At 60.1% G+C, this 21,710-nt stretch carries 18 protein-coding genes; 8 read left to right on the forward strand and 10 right to left on the reverse strand.

The genetic code is table 11. The annotated features are described in order from the left end of the window. Window positions 1–74 precede the first annotated feature (74 nt). From rseP to rpsB, 8 genes are all read right to left on the reverse strand, one after another. The gene (gene rseP / locus K0H47_RS02585) at window positions 75–1,427 is read right to left on the reverse strand and encodes a sigma E protease regulator RseP (RefSeq protein ID WP_219271875.1); all 1,353 of its coding nucleotides are present in this window, start codon (window positions 1,425–1,427) and stop codon (window positions 75–77) included. Window positions 1,428–1,480: 53 nt separating this feature from the next. Continuing rightward, window positions 1,481–2,671, reverse strand: a complete 1,191-nt coding sequence (ispC, locus tag K0H47_RS02590; protein WP_017479412.1) for a 1-deoxy-D-xylulose-5-phosphate reductoisomerase — start codon at window positions 2,669–2,671, stop codon at window positions 1,481–1,483. After that, entirely contained in the window at window positions 2,668–3,474 is an 807-nt protein-coding gene (locus K0H47_RS02595) for a phosphatidate cytidylyltransferase (RefSeq protein ID WP_093201122.1), read from the reverse strand. The genes ispC and K0H47_RS02595 overlap by 4 nt, the downstream gene beginning before the upstream one ends. Beyond that, complete coding sequence (gene uppS, locus K0H47_RS02600; RefSeq protein ID WP_003219323.1) at window positions 3,474–4,229, reverse strand: polyprenyl diphosphate synthase; 756 nt, start codon at window positions 4,227–4,229, stop codon at window positions 3,474–3,476. The genes K0H47_RS02595 and uppS overlap by 1 nt, the downstream gene beginning before the upstream one ends. Window positions 4,230–4,246: 17 nt before the next feature. Next, the gene (gene frr, locus K0H47_RS02605) at window positions 4,247–4,804 is read right to left on the reverse strand and encodes a ribosome recycling factor (RefSeq protein WP_003219325.1); all 558 of its coding nucleotides are present in this window, start codon (window positions 4,802–4,804) and stop codon (window positions 4,247–4,249) included. Further along, on the reverse strand, window positions 4,801–5,544 hold the full coding sequence (pyrH, locus tag K0H47_RS02610) for a UMP kinase (protein WP_003219327.1): 744 nt from the start codon (window positions 5,542–5,544) through the stop codon (window positions 4,801–4,803). Before pyrH ends, frr begins: the two co-directional genes overlap by 4 nt. Window positions 5,545–5,754: 210 nt before the next feature. Further along, window positions 5,755–6,618, reverse strand: a complete 864-nt coding sequence (gene tsf / locus K0H47_RS02615) for a translation elongation factor Ts (protein WP_008432237.1) — start codon at window positions 6,616–6,618, stop codon at window positions 5,755–5,757. Between the two features lie 192 nt (window positions 6,619–6,810). Beyond that, window positions 6,811–7,548: a 30S ribosomal protein S2 gene (rpsB, locus tag K0H47_RS02620; protein WP_003219330.1), complete on the reverse strand. Its 738-nt coding sequence runs from the start codon at window positions 7,546–7,548 to the stop codon at window positions 6,811–6,813. 385 nt (window positions 7,549–7,933) lie between these two features. Between rpsB and map the strand changes: the two genes are divergently transcribed. From map to dapC, 3 genes are all read left to right on the forward strand, one after another. After that, the gene (gene map, locus K0H47_RS02625) at window positions 7,934–8,716 is read left to right on the forward strand and encodes a type I methionyl aminopeptidase (RefSeq protein WP_003219332.1); all 783 of its coding nucleotides are present in this window, start codon (window positions 7,934–7,936) and stop codon (window positions 8,714–8,716) included. 61 nt (window positions 8,717–8,777) lie between these two features. Further along, window positions 8,778–11,480: a [protein-PII] uridylyltransferase gene (locus K0H47_RS02630; protein ID WP_093201131.1), complete on the forward strand. Its 2,703-nt coding sequence runs from the start codon at window positions 8,778–8,780 to the stop codon at window positions 11,478–11,480. 46 nt (window positions 11,481–11,526) lie between these two features. Beyond that, window positions 11,527–12,726, forward strand: a complete 1,200-nt coding sequence (dapC, locus tag K0H47_RS02635; RefSeq protein WP_063032912.1) for a succinyldiaminopimelate transaminase — start codon at window positions 11,527–11,529, stop codon at window positions 12,724–12,726. A gap of 158 nt (window positions 12,727–12,884) precedes the next feature. Here dapC and K0H47_RS02640 read toward each other — a convergent pair whose 3' ends face one another. Continuing rightward, window positions 12,885–14,528 carry a Na+/H+ antiporter gene (locus K0H47_RS02640; RefSeq protein ID WP_063032914.1) on the reverse strand — a complete coding sequence of 548 codons (1,644 nt, stop codon included), beginning with the start codon at window positions 14,526–14,528 and terminating at the stop codon, window positions 12,885–12,887. Between the two features lie 213 nt (window positions 14,529–14,741). Here K0H47_RS02640 and K0H47_RS02645 point away from each other — a divergent pair, with 213 nt between their 5' ends. The 4 genes from K0H47_RS02645 (at window position 14,742) to K0H47_RS02660 (ending at window position 17,857) form a co-directional block, all read left to right on the forward strand. Next, on the forward strand, window positions 14,742–15,104 hold the full coding sequence (locus K0H47_RS02645) for an ArsC family reductase (protein WP_003219341.1): 363 nt from the start codon (window positions 14,742–14,744) through the stop codon (window positions 15,102–15,104). A 33-nt stretch (window positions 15,105–15,137) separates the two neighbouring features. Next, window positions 15,138–16,172: a 2,3,4,5-tetrahydropyridine-2,6-dicarboxylate N-succinyltransferase gene (gene dapD, locus K0H47_RS02650; protein WP_017479423.1), complete on the forward strand. Its 1,035-nt coding sequence runs from the start codon at window positions 15,138–15,140 to the stop codon at window positions 16,170–16,172. 69 nt (window positions 16,173–16,241) lie between these two features. Further along, window positions 16,242–17,447, forward strand: a complete 1,206-nt coding sequence (locus K0H47_RS02655) for an aminotransferase class V-fold PLP-dependent enzyme (RefSeq protein WP_219271876.1) — start codon at window positions 16,242–16,244, stop codon at window positions 17,445–17,447. Next, on the forward strand, window positions 17,444–17,857 hold the full coding sequence (locus K0H47_RS02660; protein WP_219271878.1) for a SufE family protein: 414 nt from the start codon (window positions 17,444–17,446) through the stop codon (window positions 17,855–17,857). Before K0H47_RS02655 ends, K0H47_RS02660 begins: the two co-directional genes overlap by 4 nt. A 102-nt stretch (window positions 17,858–17,959) precedes the next feature. On the opposite strand, the gene tcdA is transcribed toward K0H47_RS02660, so the two are convergent. Continuing rightward, window positions 17,960–18,784, reverse strand: a complete 825-nt coding sequence (tcdA, locus tag K0H47_RS02665; RefSeq protein ID WP_167410168.1) for a tRNA cyclic N6-threonylcarbamoyladenosine(37) synthase TcdA — start codon at window positions 18,782–18,784, stop codon at window positions 17,960–17,962. 219 nt (window positions 18,785–19,003) lie between these two features. On the opposite strand from tcdA, the gene K0H47_RS02670 reads away from it, so the two are divergent. Further along, a complete protein-coding gene (locus tag K0H47_RS02670) occupies window positions 19,004–21,595 on the forward strand; it encodes a glycosyltransferase (RefSeq protein ID WP_093201156.1) in 2,592 nt (863 codons plus the stop codon). The last annotated feature ends 115 nt before the right edge of the window (window positions 21,596–21,710 follow it).

Genomic DNA, 21,710 nt, shown 5'->3' on the forward strand with positions numbered 1-21,710 from the left:
GAAGTCCTTTCTTATTCCAACTGGCAATAAACAAACTGCCGCAAAATGCGGCAGATTCGCAATTCAGCGAAGCGTTACAGTCGTCCCAGATCGTTGACCAGAGCTAACAACATCACCCCGACCACCAAACTGATACCGATCTGTATCCCCCAACCCTGCACCCGATCCGACAAGGGGCGACCACGCGCCCACTCGACCAGATAAAACAACAGATGCCCCCCATCCAATACTGGAATGGGCAACAAATTCAGAACCCCAAGGCTAATACTCAGATAAGCCAGGAAATTCAGGAAATCTACAACGCCCGACTGGGCAGAAGCGCCCGCCACTTTAGCAATGGTTATCGGTCCACTCAAGTTTTTTACCGAGAGCTCGCCGAACAACATTTTCTTGAGGGAATCGAGGGTCAGCACACTCATGGTCCAGGTGCGTCTCGCACCCTCGCCAATTGCCGCCAACGGCCCGAAACTGACCTCTCGCACCATCGAAGGTGGCCACTCGACACCTTTCACACCGGCACCCAGGTAACCCCCGGCTGCCTTGGCCTCCCCGCGAACCGCCAGGGTCACAGGGACGTCGATTTGAGCACCATCGCGCTCAACTTTCAGCACAATTTTGGTATCTGGACGCACACGTACCAGGTCGACCACCTGCTGCCAGTCATTCAGTGCCTGGCCATCGAGGGCCAACAGGCGATCGCCGGTTTTCAGACCTGCGGCCTGGGCCGGCCCTTTCGGATCCAGCTCTGCCAGCACCGGCGGCAAGGCCGGACGCCACGGACGGATGCCCAGGGACTTGATCGGATCAGGCTCATCGGAGCCCTTCAGCCAGTGGTCCAGGGCCAGCTCGCGCGGGGTTTCGGCGGTGGAGTCCTGATCACGCACCACCAGCTTCACGATGCCGCTTTCACCCAAGCGACGCACCAACTGCAGATTGACCGCCCCCCAACCTGTGGTTGGCTCGCCATCAACTGAAACAATTTCCTGCCCGGCGATCAGGCCCGCCTTGGCCGCCATGCTGTCCACCTCGACCGCACCAATAACCGGACGCACTTGCTGGCTCCCCAGCATGGCCAGGACCCAGAAAAACACCATCGCCAACAGGAAGTTGGCGATAGGGCCTGCCGCAACGATGGCAATGCGCTGACGAACGGTCTTGCGATTAAAGGATTGGTCCAACTGATCAGCCGGCACTTCACCTTCGCGCTCATCGAGCATTTTGACGTAGCCGCCCAACGGGATGGCCGCAATCACAAATTCGGTGCCACGACGGTCGTGCCAGCGCAGCAACGGCATGCCGAAGCCTACGGAGAAGCGCAGCACCTTGACGCCGCAACGACGCGCGACCCAGAAATGGCCGAACTCGTGGAAGGTGACCAGCACACCCAGAGCAACCAGGGTGCCGACAATCATGTAGAGCGCACTCATCTAATTTCTCCGCCTTTCAATCCAGTGCCTGAAGGCTCAAACACGCCTAAAGACTAACGCGCATTGCGGTTCAACCACTGCTCAGCCAAGGCCCGGGCCTTTGCATCCGCTTCGAACACCGCACCCAGATCATTCACGGCGACGACGGGCTCAAGGTTTAAAACGTCCTCGATCATACTCGCGATCTGCGGAAAGCGGATGCGCCGGTCCAGAAACGCCGCCACAGCCACTTCATTGGCCGCATTCAGCATCGCCGGGGCGCTGTTACCTGCCTCGGCAGCTTGCCGCGCAAGACGCAGGCAAGGGAAGCGTTGCTCGTCGGGCGCTTCGAAGTCCAGACGGGCGATGGCAAACAGATCCAACGGCGCAACACCCGAATCAATCCGCTCCGGCCACGCCAGGGCATTGGCGATCGGCGTGCGCATGTCCGGATTGCCCAACTGGGCCAATACCGAGCCATCCACGTAATCCACCAGGGAATGAATCACACTTTGCGGATGGATCACCACCTCGACCTGATCCGGCCGGGCATCGAACAGCCAGCAGGCCTCGATCAGCTCCAGGCCCTTGTTCATCATGCTCGCCGAGTCCACCGAGATCTTGCGCCCCATGGACCAGTTCGGATGAGCGCATGCCTGGTCGGGAGAAACATGCTCCAGATCGGCCAACGGTGTCTGCCGGAAAGGACCGCCAGAAGCTGTCAGCAGAATCCGGCGTACACCGACCTGGCTCAGCCCACGGGCAAAGTCACCGGGCATGCATTGGAAAATCGCGTTGTGTTCGCTGTCCAGCGGCAGCAGCACGGCGCCGCTCTTGCGCACCGCCTGCATAAAGAGCGCACCGGACATCACCAGCGCTTCTTTATTGGCCAGCAGAATCTTCTTGCCTGCATCAACGGCGGCCAGGGTCGGACGCAAGCCGGCAGCACCGACAATCGCCGCGACGACGGTGTCGACATCAGGGTCAGCCGAAACCTGGCACAACCCCTCCTCCCCCACCAACACCTGAGTCGCCAGGCCTGCAGCGCGCAGGTCATCCTGCAAACCACGTGCAACTGCCGCTTCGGGCACCACTGCGTATTGCGGTGCGTGCCGTATACACAGTGCCAGCAGTTCGCTCAGGCGACTGAAGCCGGTCAATGCGAATACTTGATAACGCTCGGGATGACGGGCAATCACATCCAGGGTGCTTAGCCCCACCGAGCCGGTGGCGCCCAGCACGGTCACCTGTTGCAGGCGGCTCACGAGGCAGCCATCCACAGCAGTACGGCAAAGATCGGGATCGCGGCGGTCAGGCTGTCGATACGGTCCAGAACACCACCGTGACCCGGCAGCAGGTTACTGCTGTCCTTGATCCCGGCCTGGCGCTTGAACATGCTTTCAGTCAGATCACCGACCACCGAGATGAACACGACCACGGCCGCACCCACCAGGGACAGGAGCATTTCCTTGACGGTCCAGCCACGCACCACACCGACCACCAGGGTAATCACCAGGGTCAGCGCCAGGCCGCCATACACGCCTTCCCAGCTTTTACCCGGGCTGACAGCCGGCGCCAGCTTGCGCTTGCCGAAGGCACGACCAGAGAAGTAGGCGCCGATATCAGCCCCCCACACCAATACCATCACCGCCATGATCAGCCAGTTACCCAACTGCATCTGCTTGATGTAGACCAGCCCCTGCCAGGCAGGCAGCAAAATCAAAAGACCGATCACCAGTTTGCAGGCGACACTGGACCAGTGGCCGCTGGTGCCCGGATACGTCAGCACCAGATAGGTCGCCAACGCCCACCACAACACCGCCGCACCCAGTACCCAGGGTGCCAAGTCCGGCAGGATGTACATCAGGAACATCAACACCGCCACGACAGCGGCGTACACCACACGCGGCAACTGCGCGGCGAAACCAGCGAGGCGCGCCCATTCCCAGGCACCGAGTGCCACCACCAGGCCAATGAACAGTGCGAAGTTTGCACCTTCAAGCAGGAAAAACCCGCACAGGGCAATAGGCAGCAGGATCAGCGCCGTGATGATTCGTTGTTTAAGCATTAAACCCGGGCTCCAGCTTCGATCTGCTCGCTCGTTTTACCGAAGCGACGCTGACGGGAAGCGAAATCGGCCAGCGCATTGCGCATGGCATCGTGTTTGAAGTCCGGCCAGAACAGGTCGGAGAAGTACAGTTCGGTATAGGCCAACTGCCACAACAGGAAGTTGCTGATGCGATGGTCGCCACCGGTACGAATACACAGGTCGGGTAATGGCAGGTCGCCGGTCACCAGACAGGTTTGTAACAGCTCGGGCGTGATGTCTTCCGGGCGCAGATGGCCGGCCTGCACTTCCCGCGCCAGGCGCTGCGCTGCCTGGGCAATATCCCACTGGCCGCCGTAGTTGGCTGCGATCTGCAGCACAAAACGGTTGCTGCCGGCAGTGATCGCCTCAGCTTCGCGCATGGCCGCTTGCAGCTCCGGATGGAACCGCGAACGGTCGCCGATGATGCGCAGGCTGATGTTGTTCTCGTTCAGGCGCTTGGCCTCACGACGCAATGCCTTGAAGAACAGGTCCATCAAGGCACTGACTTCCTCGGCCGGGCGCTGCCAGTTTTCACTGGAGAACGCGAACAGGGTCAACACCTCGACCTTGGCCTCGGCACACACCTCGATCACGGCACGCACAGCATCGACACCCGCTTTATGCCCGGCAACGCCTGGCATAAAGCGCTTCTTCGCCCAGCGATTATTCCCGTCCATGATGATCGCGACATGGCGCGGCACCACGGAGGGCACAGTCTGCTTGGTCTTTTCCATGAAGGCGTCCTGACCCCTTATACGGCCATCAGGTCCTTTTCTTTATCTTCCGTGGCCTTGGTGATCTGGGCCTCGGCATCTTTAGTCAGCTTATCGATATCGGCGACGGCGCGACGCTCTTCGTCTTCGCTGATTTCCTTGTCCTTGACCAGCTTCTTCAGGTCACCCAAGGCATCACGACGAATGTTGCGCACCGCAACACGTGCGTCTTCCGCTGCACTGCGCGCCTGCTTGGTGAAGCCCTTGCGGGTTTCTTCGGTCAGGGCAGGCATGGAGATCAGCAGCAATTCGCCCAGGTTGGTCGGATTGAGGTTCAGGCCGGCGCTCTGGATAGCCTTGTCGACGGCGCCAAGCATGTTGCGCTCAAAGGCCACGACTTGCAGGGTGCGCGAATCTTTTACAGTGATGTTGGCCACTTGAGTGATGGAGGTATCAGCGCCGTAGTACGGCACCATCACGCTGCCCAGAATGCTTGGGTGGGCCTTGCCGGTACGAATCTGACCAAATGCATGGTTCAGAGACTCCAGGGATTTCTGCATGCGCTCTTGAGCGTCTTTCTTGATTTCGTTGATCATTGTTCGATTTCCTCGATCAGAGTCCCTTCCGCGCCGCCATGTACGATGTTCAGCAGGGCGCCGGGCTTGTTCATGTTAAATACGCGCAGCGGCATCTTGTGGTCGCGGCACAAGCAAATAGCCGTCAGGTCCATCACACCCAGCTTGCGATCCAGCACTTCATCATAAGTCAGATGATCGAACTTCTCGGCATGCGGGTCTTTGAATGGGTCTGCAGTGTAAACACCGTCAACCTTGGTGGCCTTGAGCACCACGTCCGCGTTGATTTCGATACCACGCAGGCAGGCTGCCGAATCGGTGGTAAAGAACGGGTTGCCGGTACCGGCAGCAAAAATCACTACTTCCTTGGCATCCAGGTGGCGCATGGCTTTGCGACGATCATAGTGATCCGTTACGCCAACCATGGAAATAGCCGACATCACGATAGCGGTGATATTGGCGCGCTCGAGGGCGTCACGCATCGCCAGGGCGTTCATCACAGTGGCCAGCATGCCCATGTGGTCGCCTGTCACCCGATCCATGCCGGCAGCGCTCAGCGCCGCACCGCGGAACAGGTTGCCGCCGCCGATCACCAGACCGACCTGAACACCGATACCGACCAACTGGCCGACTTCCAGCGCCATGCGATCGAGTACCTTGGGATCGATCCCAAACTCTTCCGAGCCCATCAGGGCCTCGCCGCTAAGCTTGAGTAGAATGCGTTTATAGCGAGCCTGATGACCACTGCCCTGCTGAGCCATTGCGAATCTCTCCTGCGGCGTATTTTTTGAAAATTCTTGGCAAGCCGTTTACGGCCTGCGTTCACTCTAGCTTGACGCTGTCACAGCGCCATCGGAACACGGCTTTGTAAGCCAGTTCCAAAGGGAAACCAATAAAATTGATCACCCCATTTGAAAAGAGGCTGCGCGCGTAAGCGGGCAGCCTCTTTTGGGCGACAGTTAAAAACCGTCTTACTTCTTGGTGGCAGCCAGCTGGGCAGCAACTTCTTCAGCGAAGTTGTCGACCGGCTTCTCGATGCCGTCGCCTACTTTGTAGTAGGTGAAGGAAACGATTTCAGCACCAGCTTTCTTGGCCAGTTCGCCAACCTTGATTTCAGGGTTCTTGACGAACGCCTGCTCAACCAGGGAAGCCTCAGCCAGGAACTTGCTGATACGGCCTTTAACCATGTTTTCAACGATGTTTTCAGGCTTGCCTTTGATTTTTTCTTCGTTCAGCTGCAGGAACACGGCTTTCTCGCGTTCGATGGCTTCAGCAGAAACTTCCGATGGCAGCAGGAATTCAGGGTTGCTGGCCGCTACGTGCATAGCGATGTCTTTGGCCAGTTCAACGTTGCCGCCTTTCAGGGCAACCACAACACCGATCTTGTTGCCGTGCAGGTAAGCACCCACAACATCACCTTCAACGCGGGTCAGACGACGAATGTTAACGTTCTCGCCTACTTTACCCACCAGAACCAGACGATCAGCTTCTTGAGCTTCGATCAGCGGAGCGGCGTCGGTCAGTTTGTCAGCGAACGCTTTTTCAACGCTGGCAGCGACAAAGTTTTTGAAGTCGTCTTGCAGGGCCAGGAAGTCGGTCTGCGAGTTAACTTCCAGGATAACGGCGGATTTGCCGTCTTCCTTGATTGCGATAGCGCCTTCAGCAGCGACGTTGCCTGCTTTCTTGGCAGCCTTGATGGCGCCCGAAGCACGCATGTCATCAATGGCTTTTTCGATGTCGCCGCCGGCCTTGGTCAAGGCCTTTTTGCAATCCATCATGCCTTCGCCGGTACGCTCACGCAGTTCTTTAACCAACGCTGCAGTAATCTCTGCCATTTTCAAAATCCTCTTGGATAGGTTTTCAACCATTCCACCCGATTGAACGGGCGATCAATTCTTCCCGAACCACCTTTGTAGGCCGCTGCACGTTACAGATGTTGTAGCTGCGCTGCCGACAAATGGTTTTCGAGGTGGCAAAAAGGGGGCCAAGCCCCCTTTTTGCTTACTGAGTCAACGCCAAGGCGTCAGTTACTCAGCTGCTGCTACCGGAGCTTCTTCAACGAACTGCTCGGTGCCGCCAGCAACGTGGTTGCGACCACGGATTACAGCGTCAGCCATCGAACCCATGTACAGCTGGATAGCGCGGATTGCGTCATCGTTGCCTGGGATGATGTAGTCAACGCCTTCCGGGCTGCTGTTGGTATCGACTACGCCGATAACCGGGATACCCAGCTTGTTAGCTTCGGTGATCGCGATGCGCTCGTGATCAACGTCGATAACGAACAGTGCGTCAGGCAGACCGCCCATGTCCTTGATACCACCCAGGGAACGATCGAGCTTTTCCAGGTCGCGAGTGCGCATCAGCGCCTCTTTCTTGGTCAGCTTGGCGAAAGTACCGTCTTCTGCTTGCACTTCAAGGTCACGCAGACGCTTGATGGAAGCACGGATGGTTTTGAAGTTGGTCAGCATGCCGCCCAACCAGCGGTGATCGACGTACGGCGAACCGCAACGTGCTGCTTCTTCAGCAACGATCTTGCCAGCGGAACGCTTGGTGCCGACGAACAGAATCTTGTTTTTGCCCTGGGCCAGGCGCTCTACGAAAGTCAGAGCTTCGTTGAACATTGGCAGGGTTTTTTCAAGGTTGATGATGTGGATCTTGTTACGCGCGCCGAAAATGTACTTACCCATTTTCGGGTTCCAGTAACGGGTCTGGTGACCGAAGTGCACACCGGCCTTCAGCATATCGCGCATGTTGACTTGGGACATGATAGTTCCTTAATAAGTCGGGTTTGGCCTCCACGTATCCCAATGACCAACCAGTGGCATTCGCCTCCGGCACCCAGGTCATCGTGTCGACACGTGTGTGGATTTAAGCTTTGCGGGGTATCCCCGGAAAGCGGCGCATTTTATACCACAGAGCTTGCAAAAACGAAACCCGCAATCACATTTGCCGTCAGTCGCTTTTGCCTAAGCCTTTGAATAGAGCCAGAATGCCCCCACCCTTATAGACAGAAGCGATCGCCAGACGCTCATGGTTTCACCCCTGCGTCTGCTAGAATCGCGTTTTTTGGGCTTGTGCGAATTCTGCAACCTTTTGTCGCACACCCGTAAACCGTATTGATTTCAGCGCGTCGCGCTAGAGAGAGCCTGTATGACCGTCACCCTCAAAACCGCCGAAGATATCGCTGGCATGCGTGTTGCCGGCAAACTGGCTGCCGACGTGTTGGAAATGATTGCCGAACACGTCAAGCCCGGCGTCACCACCGAAGCGCTGGACCGCATTTGCCACGACTATATCGTTGACGTGCAAAAAGCCATCCCTGCACCACTGAACTACAAGGGCTTCCCCAAGTCGATCTGCACCTCGATCAACCACGTGGTGTGCCACGGGATTCCCGGCGACAAGCCGTTGAAAGACGGCGATACCCTGAACATCGACGTCACCGTCATCAAGGACGGCTACCACGGCGACACCAGCCGCATGTTCCACGTCGGCACCGTGCCGGTCTGGGCCGAGCGCCTTTCGCAAGTGACCCAGGAATGCATGTACAAGGCCATCGAGATCGTCAAGCCTGGCTGCCGCCTGGGCGACATCGGTGAAATCATCCAGAAGCACGCTGAAAAGAACGGCTTCTCGGTGGTGCGCGAATTCTGCGGCCACGGCATCGGCAAGGTATTCCACGAAGAGCCACAGATCCTGCACTACGGCCGCGCCGGCACCGGCATGGAGCTGAAGGCAGGCATGACCTTCACCATCGAGCCGATGATCAACCAGGGCAAGGCCGACACCAAGGTACTGGGCGACGGCTGGACCGCCATCACCAAGGACCGCAAGCTCTCGGCCCAGTGGGAACACACCCTGCTGGTCACCGACACCGGCTACGAGATCTTCACTCTGCGGGCCGACGACACGATTCCCCGCGTTTCGGCGTAATGTTTGCACCGGTTTTCTAATAGCAACGCTGTGACCCATAGATAGAAAGGAAAACCGATCGATGCCCCAGGTGGATCCCGAACTCTTCGACCGCGGCCAGTTCCAGGCGGAACTGGCGCTGAAGGCCAGCCCCATCGCCGCCTTCAAGAAGGCCATTCGTCAGGCCCGCGAGGTGCTCGACGAGCGCTTTCGCACGGGCCGGGACATCCGCCGGCTGATCGAGGACCGCGCCTGGTTCGTCGACAACATCCTGCAAAAGGCCTGGGAACAGTTCAGCTGGAGCGAAGACGCTGATATCGCCCTGGTGGCGGTCGGCGGCTACGGCCGTGGTGAACTGCACCCCTACTCCGATATCGACCTGCTGATTTTGCTGGACAGCGCCGATCACGAAATTTTCCGCGACTCCATCGAGCGTTTTCTGACGTTGCTGTGGGACATCGGCCTGGAAGTCGGCCAAAGCGTGCGCTCGGTGGACGAATGCGCCCAGGAAGCCCGCGCCGACCTGACGGTGATCACCAACCTGATGGAAAGCCGCACCATCGCCGGCCCCGAGCGCCTGCGCCAGCGCATGCTGGAAGTCACCAGCACCGCGCACATGTGGCCGAGCAAGGACTTCTTCCTGGCCAAGCGTGCCGAGCAGAAAGCCCGGCACCACAAGTACAACGACACCGAATACAACCTGGAACCCAACGTCAAAGGCTCCCCCGGCGGGCTGCGGGATATCCAGACGATTTTGTGGGTCGCCCGCCGTCAATACGGCACCCTGAACCTGCGCGCCCTGGCAGGGGAAGGCTTCCTGGTAGAGAGCGAAAACGCCCTGCTGGCCTCCTCCCAGGAATTCCTGTGGAAAGTGCGCTACGCGTTGCACATGCTGGCCGGTCGCTCCGAAGACCGCCTGCTGTTCGACCACCAGCGCTCCATCGCGACCCTGCTGGGGTTTGAAGGCGAAGACGCGAAGACCAGCATCGAAAGCTTCATGCAGCAGTACTACCGGGTGGTAATGAGCATTGCCCAGCTCAGCGACCTGATCATCCAGCACTTCGAAGAAGTGATCCTGGCCCCGGAAGACGAAGCACCGCCGCAGCCGATCAACTCGCGCTTCCAGCTCCACGATGGCTACATCGAGGCACGCAACGACAACGTGTTCAAACGCACGCCGTTCGCGATGCTGGAAATCTTTGTGTTGATGGCCCAACAGCCGGAAATCAAAGGCGTACGCGCCGACACCATTCGTTTGCTGCGGGAAAACCGTCACCTGATCGACGACGACTTCCGTAACGACATTCGCAACACCAGCCTGTTTATCGAACTGTTCAAGTGCAAGATCGGCATCCACCGCAACCTGCGGCGCATGAACCGCTACGGGATCCTGGGCCGTTACCTGCCGGAGTTCGGCTTTATCGTCGGGCAGATGCAGCACGACCTGTTCCACATCTATACGGTGGACGCCCACACCCTGAACCTGATCAAGCACCTGCGTAAGTTGCAGTACACCCAGGTGTCAGAGAAATTCCCGCTGGCCAGCAAGCTCATGGCGCGGCTGCCCAAGCCCGAGCTGATCTACCTTGCCGGCCTGTACCACGACATCGGCAAGGGCCGCCACGGTGATCACTCGGAAATTGGTGCGGTGGACGCCGAAGCGTTCTGCCAGCGTCACCAGTTGCCACTGTGGGACAGCCGCCTGATTGTGTGGCTGGTGCAAAACCACCTGGTGATGTCCACCACCGCCCAGCGCAAGGACTTGTCCGACCCGCAGGTGATCCATGATTTCGCCCAGGCCGTCGGCGACGAAACCCGTCTCGACTACCTGTACGTGCTCACCGTCTCCGACATCAACGCCACCAACCCGACGCTGTGGAATTCCTGGCGCGCCAGCCTGTTGCGCCAGCTCTACACCGAGACCAAGCGCGCGCTGCGTCGCGGCCTGGAGAACCCGGTGGACCGCGAAGAGCAGATCCGCCGCACCCAAAGCGCGGCCCTGGATATTCTGGTGCGTGGCGGCAACGACCCGGACGACGTCGAGCAACTCTGGTCGCAACTGGGAGACGACTACTTCCTGCGCCACACTGCCGGCGACGTGGCCTGGCACAGCGACGCGATCCTGCAGCAGCCGGCCGATGGCGGGCCGCTGGTGCTGATCAAGGAAACCACCCAGCGCGAGTTCGAGGGTGGTACGCAGATCTTCATCTACGCCCCGGACCAGCACGATTTCTTCGCCGTGACCGTGGCCGCGATGGACCAGCTCAACCTGAACATTCACGACGCCCGGGTCATCACCTCCAGCAGCCAGTTCACCCTCGACACCTACATCGTGCTCGACACGGAAGGCGAGTCCATCGGCGACAACCCTGAGCGGGTGAAAAAGATCCGCAAAGGCCTCACCGACGCGCTGCGCAACCCTGACGACTACCCGACCATCATCCAGCGCCGGGTACCGCGCCAGCTCAAGCACTTTGCGTTTGCCCCTGAGGTGACCATCCACAACGACGCCCAACGCCCGGTGACGGTGCTGGAACTCAGCGCGCCGGACCGGCCTGGCCTGTTGGCGCGGATCGGCACGATCTTCCTGGAGTTCGACCTGTCGTTGCAGAACGCCAAGATTGCGACCCTGGGCGAACGGGTGGAAGACGTGTTCTTCATTACCGATGCCGACAACCAGCCGCTTTCCGACCCTGAACTGTGCCGACGCTTGCAGGAAGCCATCGTCCAGCAGTTGAGCGTCAATCAGGAGACCGGCGTCGAGATGTCACGCTTGAGCATCTGACCGACCGCCCATTTTCAGCTTCCAATGAATTGAACGAGATTTATCGATGAACAATGCCCTGAACCAACTGCAGCCCTACCCGTTCGAGAAATTGCGCGTCCTGCTGGGCAGCGTCACACCGAACCCGGACAAGCGTCCGATCGCCCTCTCCATCGGCGAGCCGAAGCATAAATCTCCGCAGTTCGTCGCTGACGCGCTGGCCAACAACCTGGACCAGATGGCGGTGTACCCCACCACCCTGGGCATTCCCGCCCTGCGCGAAGCCATTGGCGCCTGGTGCGAACGTCGTTTCAGCGTGCCCAAGGGCTGGCTGGACCCGGCGCGCAATATCCTGCCGGTGAACGGCACCCGTGAAGCGCTGTTCGCCTTCACCCAGACCGTGGTCAACCGTGGCGACGACGCGCTGGTGGTCAGCCCGAACCCGTTCTACCAGATCTACGAAGGCGCGGCGTTCCTCGCCGGAGCCAAGCCGCACTACCTGCCGTGCCTGGATGAAAACGGCTTCAACCCGGATTTCGACGCCGTATCGCCGGACATCTGGAAACGCTGCCAGATCCTGTTCCTGTGCTCGCCAGGCAACCCGACCGGTGCACTGATTCCCGTCGACACCCTGAAAAAGCTGATCGCCCTGGCCGACGAATACGACTTTGTAATCGCCGCCGACGAGTGCTACAGCGAGTTGTACTTCGACGAACAAACCCCGCCGCCAGGCCTGCTCAGCGCCTGCGTCGAGCTGGGTCGCCAGGATTTCAAGCGCTGCGTGGTGTTCCACAGCCTGTCCAAACGCTCCAATCTGCCGGGCCTGCGTTCGGGCTTTGTGGCCGGCGACGCCGAAATCCTCAAGGGCTTTTTGCTGTACCGCACCTACCACGGTTGCGCGATGCCGGTGCAAACCCAACTGGCGAGCATTGCCGCCTGGCAGGACGAAGCCCACGTGCAGGCCAACCGCGATCTGTACCGGGAGAAGTTCGATGCCGTACTGGCGATCCTGAAGCCGGTGCTGGACGTGCAAAATCCCGACGGTGGCTTCTACCTGTGGCCGAACGTGAAGGGCGACGACGCGGCGTTCTGCCGTGACTTGTTCGTGGAAGAACACGTGACCGTGGTACCAGGCTCGTACCTGTCGCGGGAAGTGGACGGGGTCAACCCGGGCGCCGGGCGTGTGCGCCTGGCGCTGGTCGCGCCGTTGGCGGAGTGCGTGGAAGCGGCGACGCGGATTCGCGACTTTATTACCCGCAATAAATAACTGCGCTGAATGTGGCGAGGGAGCTTGCTCCCGCTCGGCTGCGCAGCAGTCGTAAACCGGCTGATGCCGTTTTCCTGCATGAATGAAGTCGCCAGCGTTGGGGCGACTTCGTTACCCAGCGGGAGCAAGCTCCCTCGCCACAAGTAAGCACCGCGGTGTTATTTGATATGACCCAGATTCGCCTCGCTCATATCCAGATCCGCCAACACCTCCCGTAGCACGTCATCACCAATCTGGTGGTGACGGCTCAGGCTATACAGCTCCAGACGCTGCGCCCGCAGGGCCTTGAGCCGCAACTTGCGCTCCAGTTGGTCCATCTGAAACGCCAGCGCCTGGGCTTCGGCCGAATCATTGAACACCTCCAATTGATGACGATACTCCGACATCAACCGCGCCTTGAGCTCGGTGGCCAAGGCTGCCTGGGCGGCATCCAGAGGTGCAGCTTCAGCGGGATCTTCGGTTTCGAGTGCATGGATAGCCGCCACGGCGGTCTTCTTCCAGGCCTCGCGCACTTCATTGTGGCGTTTCTCATCCGGACTCTTCTCGATGCCGCGTAACAGCAGCGGCAAAGCGATGCAGGCCGCGACCAACGACAGCAGGATCACACCGGCGGCGATGAAGATCAGCAGGTCGCGCTCGGGGAAGTCCTGCCCCGGCGCAAGCAGTAACGGTACCGACATCACACCGGCCAGGGTCACGGCACCGCGTACCCCACCGACGGTCAACAGCCAGCAAGACCGCGCGGTGGGCACCAGTGTCAGCTCACTTTTCCCACGAATCCGGCGCAATAAACCCGACAGTCGCCAGATGCTCTGCACCCAGATAAACCGCAACACCACCAGCACCAGGAAAATCGCGACCACGTCCAGGCAGCGATACAACAAGGTCGGCCACAGCGTCGGCTCGTGACTCACCACCGCCTTGATAATGTCCGGCAATTGCAGGCCCAGCAGCAGGAAGATCAAACCGTTAAACGCAAACTCCAGCAGCGACCAGACACTGCGGTTGAGCAACCGGGTGCTGGTCTGGCGCGGCAGCAGGTCGAGCCAGCTTTGCATCATCCCCGCGGCCACCGCCGACAAGATGCCCGAGGCGCCAAGGCGTTCGGCCAGCACGTAGGCAGCAAACGGCAGCAGCAACATGAATACCACGTGCGTCGCCGGGTCGTCCCAGCCCCGGGCGATCATCCAGGACCGCAAGCGGCCCACCAGCCAGCTCAAGGCCACGCCAATGGCCAGGCCACCGACGGCCACCAGCACAAATGTCAGGCTGGCATTCGCCAGGGAAAACACCCCGGTCACCGCCGCCACCAGGGCGAACTTGAAGGTCACCAGGCCCGAGGCGTCATTCATCAGCGCCTCGCCCTGAAGCATATGCATCAGCGGTGTTGGCAGACGATTCTGGGAAATGGCTGACACCGCCACAGCATCCGTCGGCGACAACACGGCCGCCAGGGCGAAGGCCACCGGCAGTGGGATACTCGGCAACAGCCAGTGAATGAAGTAACCGGCACCGACCACGGTGAACAGCACCAGGCCCACCGCCAGCGTCAGGATCGGCCCGCGCAGGCGCCACAATTCACGCTTGGGCATACGCCAGCCATCGGAGAACAGCAGCGGCGGCAGAAACAGGAAGAGAAACAACTCGGGATCGAGGGCTACATGCAGGCCGAGGGTCGGCCAGGCCAACAAGGCGCCGGCGGCGATCTGCACCAGTGGCAACGGCAGTGGAATGATGCGCCCGACGAGGCGCGAAACGCTGACCAGCATCAGCAGGATAAGTACGGTGTAAGCGGTTTGCATAACGCGGGATTCCCAGACAATCAACTTGCAACAACACACATCAGGCAACAACTCGCCGTTGAAGTGCCATATTAGCCGCCTATGCTGCGCGATGGCCTTTGCACAAAAGTCGCACGCGAGCAAAACGTAAGTGTGACGAGCGGCGCCGAAAGCCGCTGGCCATGGCATAATCCTTGACCTTTCATCTGCGTCAGCCCAAAGGGGGGCAATTCCTTGACCGCTTCAAGCAAAACGTTGCACCTTTTCGGCATAAAAGCCTGCGACACCATGAAAAAGGCGCGCACCTGGCTCGATGAGCACGCTATCCAGTATGAGTTTCATGACTACAAAACGGCCGGTATCGACCGCGAACACTTGACCCAATGGTGCAATGAGCACGGTTGGCAGGTGGTTTTGAACCGTGCGGGCACCACCTTTCGCAAACTCGAAGACGAACGCAAAGCCGATCTCGACCAAGCGAAAGCCATTGAATTGATGCTCGCGCAACCCTCGATGATCAAGCGCCCCGTGCTTGATCTCGGTGACAAAACCCTGATTGGCTTCAAGCCAGATAGTTATTCGGCGGCCCTCAAGTAGGCCAGCCCACTCCATTTTTGTAGAGGTAACAGCATGTCCAATTCCCTGTTCAGCCTGGGCTTCGGCGTCGGCACTCAGAACCGCCAAGGTGCTTGGCTGGAAGTGTTTTACGCACAACCGCTGCTCAATCCATCGGCTGAAATCATCGCTGCCATCACCCCGATCCTCGGTTACACCGAAGGCAACCAGGCGATCACTTTCACCGTTACCCAGGCCCTGCAACTGGCTGACGCGCTCAAAGGCGTCGACGCCGCCCAAGCCGCCCTGTTGAGCCGCCTGGCTGAAAGCCACACGCCGCTGGTCGCCACCCTGCTGGCCGAAGACGCCGCACTGACTTCCACCCCTGAGGCCTACCTCAAGCTGCACCTGCTGTCCCATCGCCTGGTCAAGCCCCACGGCCTGAACCTGGCCGGTGTGTTCCCGCAGTTGCCGAACGTGGCCTGGACCAGCCAGGGCGCAATCGACATCGCCGAGCTGGCCGAGCGTCAGCTGGAAGCGCGCCTGCGTGGCGAGCTGCTGGAAGTGTTCTCGGTGGACAAGTTCCCGAAAATGACCGACTACGTGGTGCCGAGCGGCGTGCGTATCGCTGATGCCGCGCGCATCCGCCTGGGCGCCTACGTGGGCGAAGGCACCACCGTGATGCACGAAGGTTTCGTCAACTTCAACGCCGGCACCGAAGGCCCGGGAATGATCGAAGGCCGTGTGTCGGCTGGCGTATTCGTCGGCAAGGGTTCGGACCTGGGCGGCGGTTGCTCCACCATGGGCACCCTGTCGGGCGGCGGCAACATCGTGATCAAGGTCGGCGAAGGCTGCCTGATCGGCGCCAACGCCGGTATCGGTATCCCGTTGGGCGACCGCAACACCGTTGAGTCGGGCCTGTACGTTACCGCCGGCACCAAGGTTGCGCTGCTGGATGAAGCAAACCAGCTGGTCAAAGTGGTCAAGGCCCGTGAACTGGCCGGCCAACCGGACCTGCTGTTCCGCCGCAACTCCGAGACCGGTGCCGTGGAGTGCAAAACCCACAAATCAGCCATCGAACTGAACGCAGCGCTGCACGCTCACAACTAAGCAGCGACTCGATGCCACTAACGGCCCGCTTCTTCCGGATGCGGGCCGTTTATACGAGTCTTGATCACCATGCTTGTGCCCTCTCCCTGGCGCGCCGATTTTCCGGCCATCGCCACCCTGCAACGGCAAGACCAGACCTATCTGGACAACGCCGCCACCACGCAAAAACCTCAAGCCTTGTTGGACGCCATCAGCCATTACTACGCCAATGGCGCAGCCAATGTGCACCGTGCCCAGCATTTGCCGGGCGCCCATGCGACCCAGGCGTTCGAGGACAGTCGCAACAAGGTGGCGCAGTGGCTGAACGTCGGTGACAACGGGCAAATCATCTTCACCCACGGCGCGACGTCAGCGCTTAACCTCCTGGCTTATGGCCTTGAGCACCTATTCAACCCGGGCGACGAGATTGTCATCAGCGCCCTGGAACACCACGCCAACCTGCTGCCGTGGCAGCAACTGGCCAAACGTCGCGAGCTGGCGTTGGTGGTACTGCCGCTTAACGATGACGGCTTGATCGACCTGCAAGCCGCCGCCCAACTGATCGGCCCGCGCACCCGCCTGCTGGCGGTGAGCCAACTGTCCAACGTGCTCGGTGCCTGGCAGCCGTTGCCGCAATTGCTGGCGCTGGCCAAGGCCCACGACGCACTGACGGTGGTCGATGGCGCCCAGGGCATCGTCCATGGTCGCCACGACATGCAGGCCCTGGGCTGCGACTTCTACGTGTTTTCAAGCCACAAGCTCTACGGGCCGGATGGTGTTGGCGTGCTTTACGGTCGCACCGAAGCCGTGCATCACCTGCGCCATTGGCAGTTTGGCGGCGAGATGGTGCAGCAGGCTGACTACCAAAGCGCCAGCTTCCGCCCGGCGCCCCTCGGGTTCGAAGCCGGTACCCCACCGATCGCCAGCGTGATCGGCCTGGGCGCAACCCTGGATTACCTGAGTTCCCTGGACCAGCAGGCGGTGACGGCCCACGAAGCCGCCCTGCACGACTACCTGCTGCGTGGCCTGCAGGCCCGCAACGGCGTGCGCCTGCTGGGTTCGCCGCACGTGGCCCTGGCCAGCTTTGTGGTGGACGGCGTGCACAACGCGGACCTTGCCCACTTGCTGACCGAACAAGGGATTGCCGTACGCGCCGGTCATCATTGTGCGATGCCATTGCTCAAGCAGATGGGGTTGCCGGGGGCGATTCGGGTGTCGCTGGCGCTGTACAACGACTCCGATGACCTGGAGCGCTTTTTTGAAGCGCTGGATCAAGCCCTGGATATGTTGCGATGAATTTGCCGCCGGAGGCTGTTTTCGCGCTGGAGACGTTTCAGGCCGTCGGCAGTTGGGAACAACGGGCCCGCCTGCTGATGCAATGGGGCGAGCGTCTTCCCGCCTTGCCGGATGAAGACAAGGTCGACGTCAACCTGGTGCAGGGCTGTGAAAGCCTGGTGTGGCTGGTGGGGCGTTTGCAGGATGGCCACTGGCAGTTTGCCGCCAGCAGCGATGCACGACTGATACGCGGGCTGGTGGCGCTGTTGCTGGCACGGGTTAACGGTTTGTCTGCCGCTGAGTTGCAGGCGGTCGACTTGCCCGGCTGGTTTGAACAACTGGGCCTGTCGCGGCAGTTATCGCCGTCGCGCAGCAATGGGTTGAATGCAGTGCTGCAGCGCATGCGGCAGCTGAGCCTCACACAAAACTGAATGTGGGAGCGGGCTTGCTCGCGAAAGCGGTGTATCAGTCGACCTGTCTGGTGACTGACACTCCGCTTTCGCGAGCAAGCCCGCTCCCACATTTTGATCTTTTCAGGGTGCAGAGATCGGTGCTGCCTGAACTCTGTCAGCAGGCCGGCGCACCCCGGCCACAATCTTGTCCACCGCCTTGGTCGCCGCCACCATGCCGAAGGTCGCGGTGACCATCATCACCGCGCCAAACCCACCGGCGCAGTCCAGTTTCACGCCATCCCCGACAAAACTCTTCTGCAAACAGATGCTGCCGTCCGGCTTTGGATAACGCAGCTGTTCGGTGGAAAATACGCAGGGCACGCTGTAATGGCGGGTCACGGTGCGCGAGAAGCCGTAGTCGCGGCGCAGGGTGGAGCGCACTTTCGACGCCAGTGGGTCATTGAACGTGCGGTTCAAATCACACACCTGAATCAGCGTCGGATCAATCTGCCCGCCCGCGCCGCCAGTGGTGATGATCTGGATCTTGCGCCGCTTGCACCAGGCGATCAGCGCGGCCTTGGCGTTCACACTGTCGATGCAGTCGATCACGCAATCGATATTGGGCGTGATGTACTCGGCCATCGTCTCGCGAGTGACGAAATCCGCCACCGCATGCACGGTGCAGTCCGGGTTGATGCCCTTCAGGCGCTCGGCCATGACCTCGACCTTGGCCTTGCCCACCGTGCTGTCCAGCGCATGCAACTGGCGGTTGCTGTTGCTGACGCACACATCATCCAGGTCAAACAGCGAAATCTCGCCCACCCCACAACGGGCGATGGCTTCCGCCGCCCACGAGCCCACCCCGCCCACGCCGACGATGGCCACATGGGCCGCCTTCAAGCGTTCCAGGCCTTCAATGCCATACAAGCGGGCGACGCCGGCAAACCGTGGATCTTCTGTACTCATGACCATTACCCCAAAAACCGGCGCGCATTATAGGGCTACGCAGCGACAAGTTTTAAGCTACAAGCTACAAGTAAGAGAACTTACGACGAGTTGCACTGCCCAATGTCCGGTTTTTCTCGGCTTGCTGTACGGTCGGTGAAAGGCCAGTGTAGGATGCGCGCCGTTCGGCGTAGGCCGACACCTCTTTTCGTTCCACACCCTTTGGAACCCGAAATAGCCATGTCATCGCGTAAATTTGGACTCAACCTGGTGGTGGTGCTGGCAATTGCCGCGCTGTTCACTGGCTTCTGGGCGCTGATCAACCGCCCGGTCAATGCCCCTAACTGGCCCGAGCAGATCTCCGGTTTTTCGTACTCGCCGTTCCAGCAAGGCCAGTACCCACAGAAAGACCAGTATCCGACCGACGATCAAATGCGTCAGGACCTTGCGATCATGAGCAAGCTGACGGATAACATCCGTACCTACTCGGTCGACGGCACCCTGGGGGATATCCCCAAGCTGGCGGAAGAGTTCGGCCTGCGGGTGACCCTGGGGATCTGGATCAGCCCGGACCTCGAGCGCAACGAGCGCGAGATCCAGCGTGCCATCGAAATCGCCAACAACTCCCGCAGCGTAGTGCGGGTAGTGGTGGGTAACGAAGCGCTGTTCCGCGAAGAAATCACTCCGGAAGCGCTGATCGTGCTGCTGGATCGGGTACGGGCCGCCGTCAAGGTGCCCGTGACCACCTCCGAGCAATGGCACATCTGGGAACACAACCCGCAACTGGCCAAGCACGTCGACCTGATCGCCGCGCACATCCTGCCGTACTGGGAACATATCCCGGTGGACAAGGCCGGCCAGTTCGTCCTCGATCGCGCACGGGACCTGAAGAAGACCTTCCCGAAAAAGCCGCTGTTACTGTCGGAGGTTGGCTGGCCAAGCAACGGACGGATGCGTGGCGGTGCTGACGCCTCTCCGGCCGACCAGGCGATTTACCTGCGCACGCTGGTTAACACGCTGAACCGCCAGGGCTACAACTACTTCGTGATCGAAGCGTTTGACCAGCCGTGGAAAGCCAGCGACGAAGGTTCGGTGGGCGCTTATTGGGGCGTGTTCAACGCCGCACGCCAGCAGAAATTCAATTTTGATGGCCCGGTGGTCGCGATTCCGCAATGGCGAGTGCTGGCGATCGGCTCGGTGGTGCTTGCGCTGCTGTCGCTGACCCTGCTGATGATCGACGGCTCGGCCCTGCGCCAGCGTGGTCGTACGTTCCTGACCTTTATCGCCTTCCTGTGCGGTTCAGTATTGGTGTGGATCGGCTACGACTACAGCCAGCAATACAGCACCTGGTTCAGTTTGACGGTAGGCTTCCTGCTGGCACTCGGCGCCCTGGGCGTGTTTATCGTGTTGCTTACCGAAGCCCACGAACTGGCAGAGGCGGTCTGGACTCACAAACGCCGGCGTGAATTCCTGCCGGTTGTAGGAGATTCGGACTACCGCCCGAAAGTCTCGATCCACGTGCCGTGCTACAACGAGCCGCCGGAGATGGTCAAACAGACCCTCGACGCCCTGGCCGCCCTCGACTATCCGGACTACGAAGTCCTGATCATCGATAACAACACCAAAGACCCGGCCGTATGGGAGCCGGTGCGCGACTATTGCGAAACCCTGGGCCCGCGCTTCAAGTTCTTCCACGTCTCGCCCCTGGCCGGTTTCAAGGGCGGCGCGCTGAACTACCTGATCCCGCATACCGCCAAGGATGCCGAAGTGATCGCGGTGATCGACTCCGATTACTGCGTGTCGCCGAACTGGCTCAAGCACATGGTGCCGCACTTCGCCGACCCGAAAATCGCTGTGGTGCAGTCGCCACAGGACTATCGCGACCAAAACGAAAGCACCTTCAAGAAGCTCTGCTACGCGGAATACAAAGGCTTCTTCCACATCGGCATGGTCACCCGCAACGACCGCGACGCGATCATCCAGCACGGCACCATGACCATGACCCGTCGCTCGGTGCTTGAAGAGCTGGGCTGGGCCGACTGGTGCATCTGTGAAGATGCCGAGTTGGGCCTGCGGGTATTCGAGAAAGGCTTGTCGGCGGCCTACTACCACGACAGCTACGGCAAGGGCCTGATGCCCGATACCTTTATCGACTTCAAGAAACAGCGTTTCCGCTGGGCCTACGGGGCGATCCAGATCATCAAGCGTCACACCGCGAGCCTGTTGCGCGGCAAGGACACCGAGCTGACCCGCGGCCAGCGCTACCACTTCCTCGCGGGCTGGTTGCCGTGGGTGGCCGACGGCATGAACATCTTCTTCACCGTGGGCGCCCTGTTGTGGTCGGCGGCGATGATTATCGTGCCGACGCGGGTTGACCCGCCGCTGCTGATTTTCGCAATTCCGCCATTGGCGCTGTTCGTGTTCAAGGTCGGCAAGATCATCTTCCTCTACCGCCGTGCGGTGGGTGTGAACCTGAAAGATGCATTCTGCGCGGCGTTGGCCGGGTTGGCGTTGTCCCACACCATTGCCAAGGCAGTGCTGTACGGCTTCTTCACCACCAGCATTCCGTTCTTTCGTACACCGAAGAACGCCGATAACCACGGTTTCTGGGTGGCGATTTCCGAAGCCCGGGAAGAGATGTTCATCATGCTGCTGTTGTGGGGCGCGGCACTGGGGATTTACCTGGTGCAGGGCCTGCCGAGCAATGACATGCGCTTCTGGGTGGTGATGTTGCTGGTGCAGTCGCTGCCGTATGTGGCGGCGCTGATCATGGCGTTCCTGTCGTCGCTGCCGAAACCGGCACCGAAGCAAGAGCCTGTGGCCGCTGCTTAAAATCCTGCGCAATGCACTAAACGGCGGCCTCTGGCCGCCGTTTTGCTATAAGATAACGGCCATTTTGTGAGACTTGGCCCAGGCCATTGCTTTGTGTGGGAGCGGGCTTGCTCGC

This window comes from Pseudomonas sp. Xaverov 83 (assembly GCF_019352905.1).
Classification (GTDB): Bacteria; Pseudomonadota; Gammaproteobacteria; order Pseudomonadales; family Pseudomonadaceae; genus Aquipseudomonas; species Aquipseudomonas yamanorum.

Bases quoted from the DNA above. Each gene is read 5' to 3' on its own strand.
- rseP (WP_219271875.1), bottom strand. From the start codon at position 1,427: ATGAGTGCGCTCTACATGATTGTCGGCACCCTGGTTGCTCTGGGTGTG.
- K0H47_RS02595 (WP_093201122.1), bottom strand. From the start codon at position 3,474: ATGCTTAAACAACGAATCATCACGGCGCTGATCCTGCTGCCTATTGCC.
- uppS (WP_003219323.1), bottom strand. From the start codon at position 4,229: ATGGAAAAGACCAAGCAGACTGTGCCCTCCGTGGTGCCGCGCCATGTC.
- frr (WP_003219325.1), bottom strand. From the start codon at position 4,804: ATGATCAACGAAATCAAGAAAGACGCTCAAGAGCGCATGCAGAAATCC.
- pyrH (WP_003219327.1), bottom strand. From the start codon at position 5,544: ATGGCTCAGCAGGGCAGTGGTCATCAGGCTCGCTATAAACGCATTCTA.
- tsf (WP_008432237.1), bottom strand. From the start codon at position 6,618: ATGGCAGAGATTACTGCAGCGTTGGTTAAAGAACTGCGTGAGCGTACC.
- rpsB (WP_003219330.1), bottom strand. From the start codon at position 7,548: ATGTCCCAAGTCAACATGCGCGATATGCTGAAGGCCGGTGTGCACTTC.
- map (WP_003219332.1), top strand. From the start codon at position 7,934: ATGACCGTCACCCTCAAAACCGCCGAAGATATCGCTGGCATGCGTGTT.
- K0H47_RS02630 (WP_093201131.1), top strand. From the start codon at position 8,778: ATGCCCCAGGTGGATCCCGAACTCTTCGACCGCGGCCAGTTCCAGGCG.
- dapC (WP_063032912.1), top strand. From the start codon at position 11,527: ATGAACAATGCCCTGAACCAACTGCAGCCCTACCCGTTCGAGAAATTG.
- K0H47_RS02640 (WP_063032914.1), bottom strand. From the start codon at position 14,528: ATGCAAACCGCTTACACCGTACTTATCCTGCTGATGCTGGTCAGCGTT.
- dapD (WP_017479423.1), top strand. From the start codon at position 15,138: ATGTCCAATTCCCTGTTCAGCCTGGGCTTCGGCGTCGGCACTCAGAAC.
- K0H47_RS02655 (WP_219271876.1), top strand. From the start codon at position 16,242: ATGCTTGTGCCCTCTCCCTGGCGCGCCGATTTTCCGGCCATCGCCACC.
- K0H47_RS02660 (WP_219271878.1), top strand. From the start codon at position 17,444: ATGAATTTGCCGCCGGAGGCTGTTTTCGCGCTGGAGACGTTTCAGGCC.
- tcdA (WP_167410168.1), bottom strand. From the start codon at position 18,784: ATGAGTACAGAAGATCCACGGTTTGCCGGCGTCGCCCGCTTGTATGGC.
- K0H47_RS02670 (WP_093201156.1), top strand. From the start codon at position 19,004: ATGTCATCGCGTAAATTTGGACTCAACCTGGTGGTGGTGCTGGCAATT.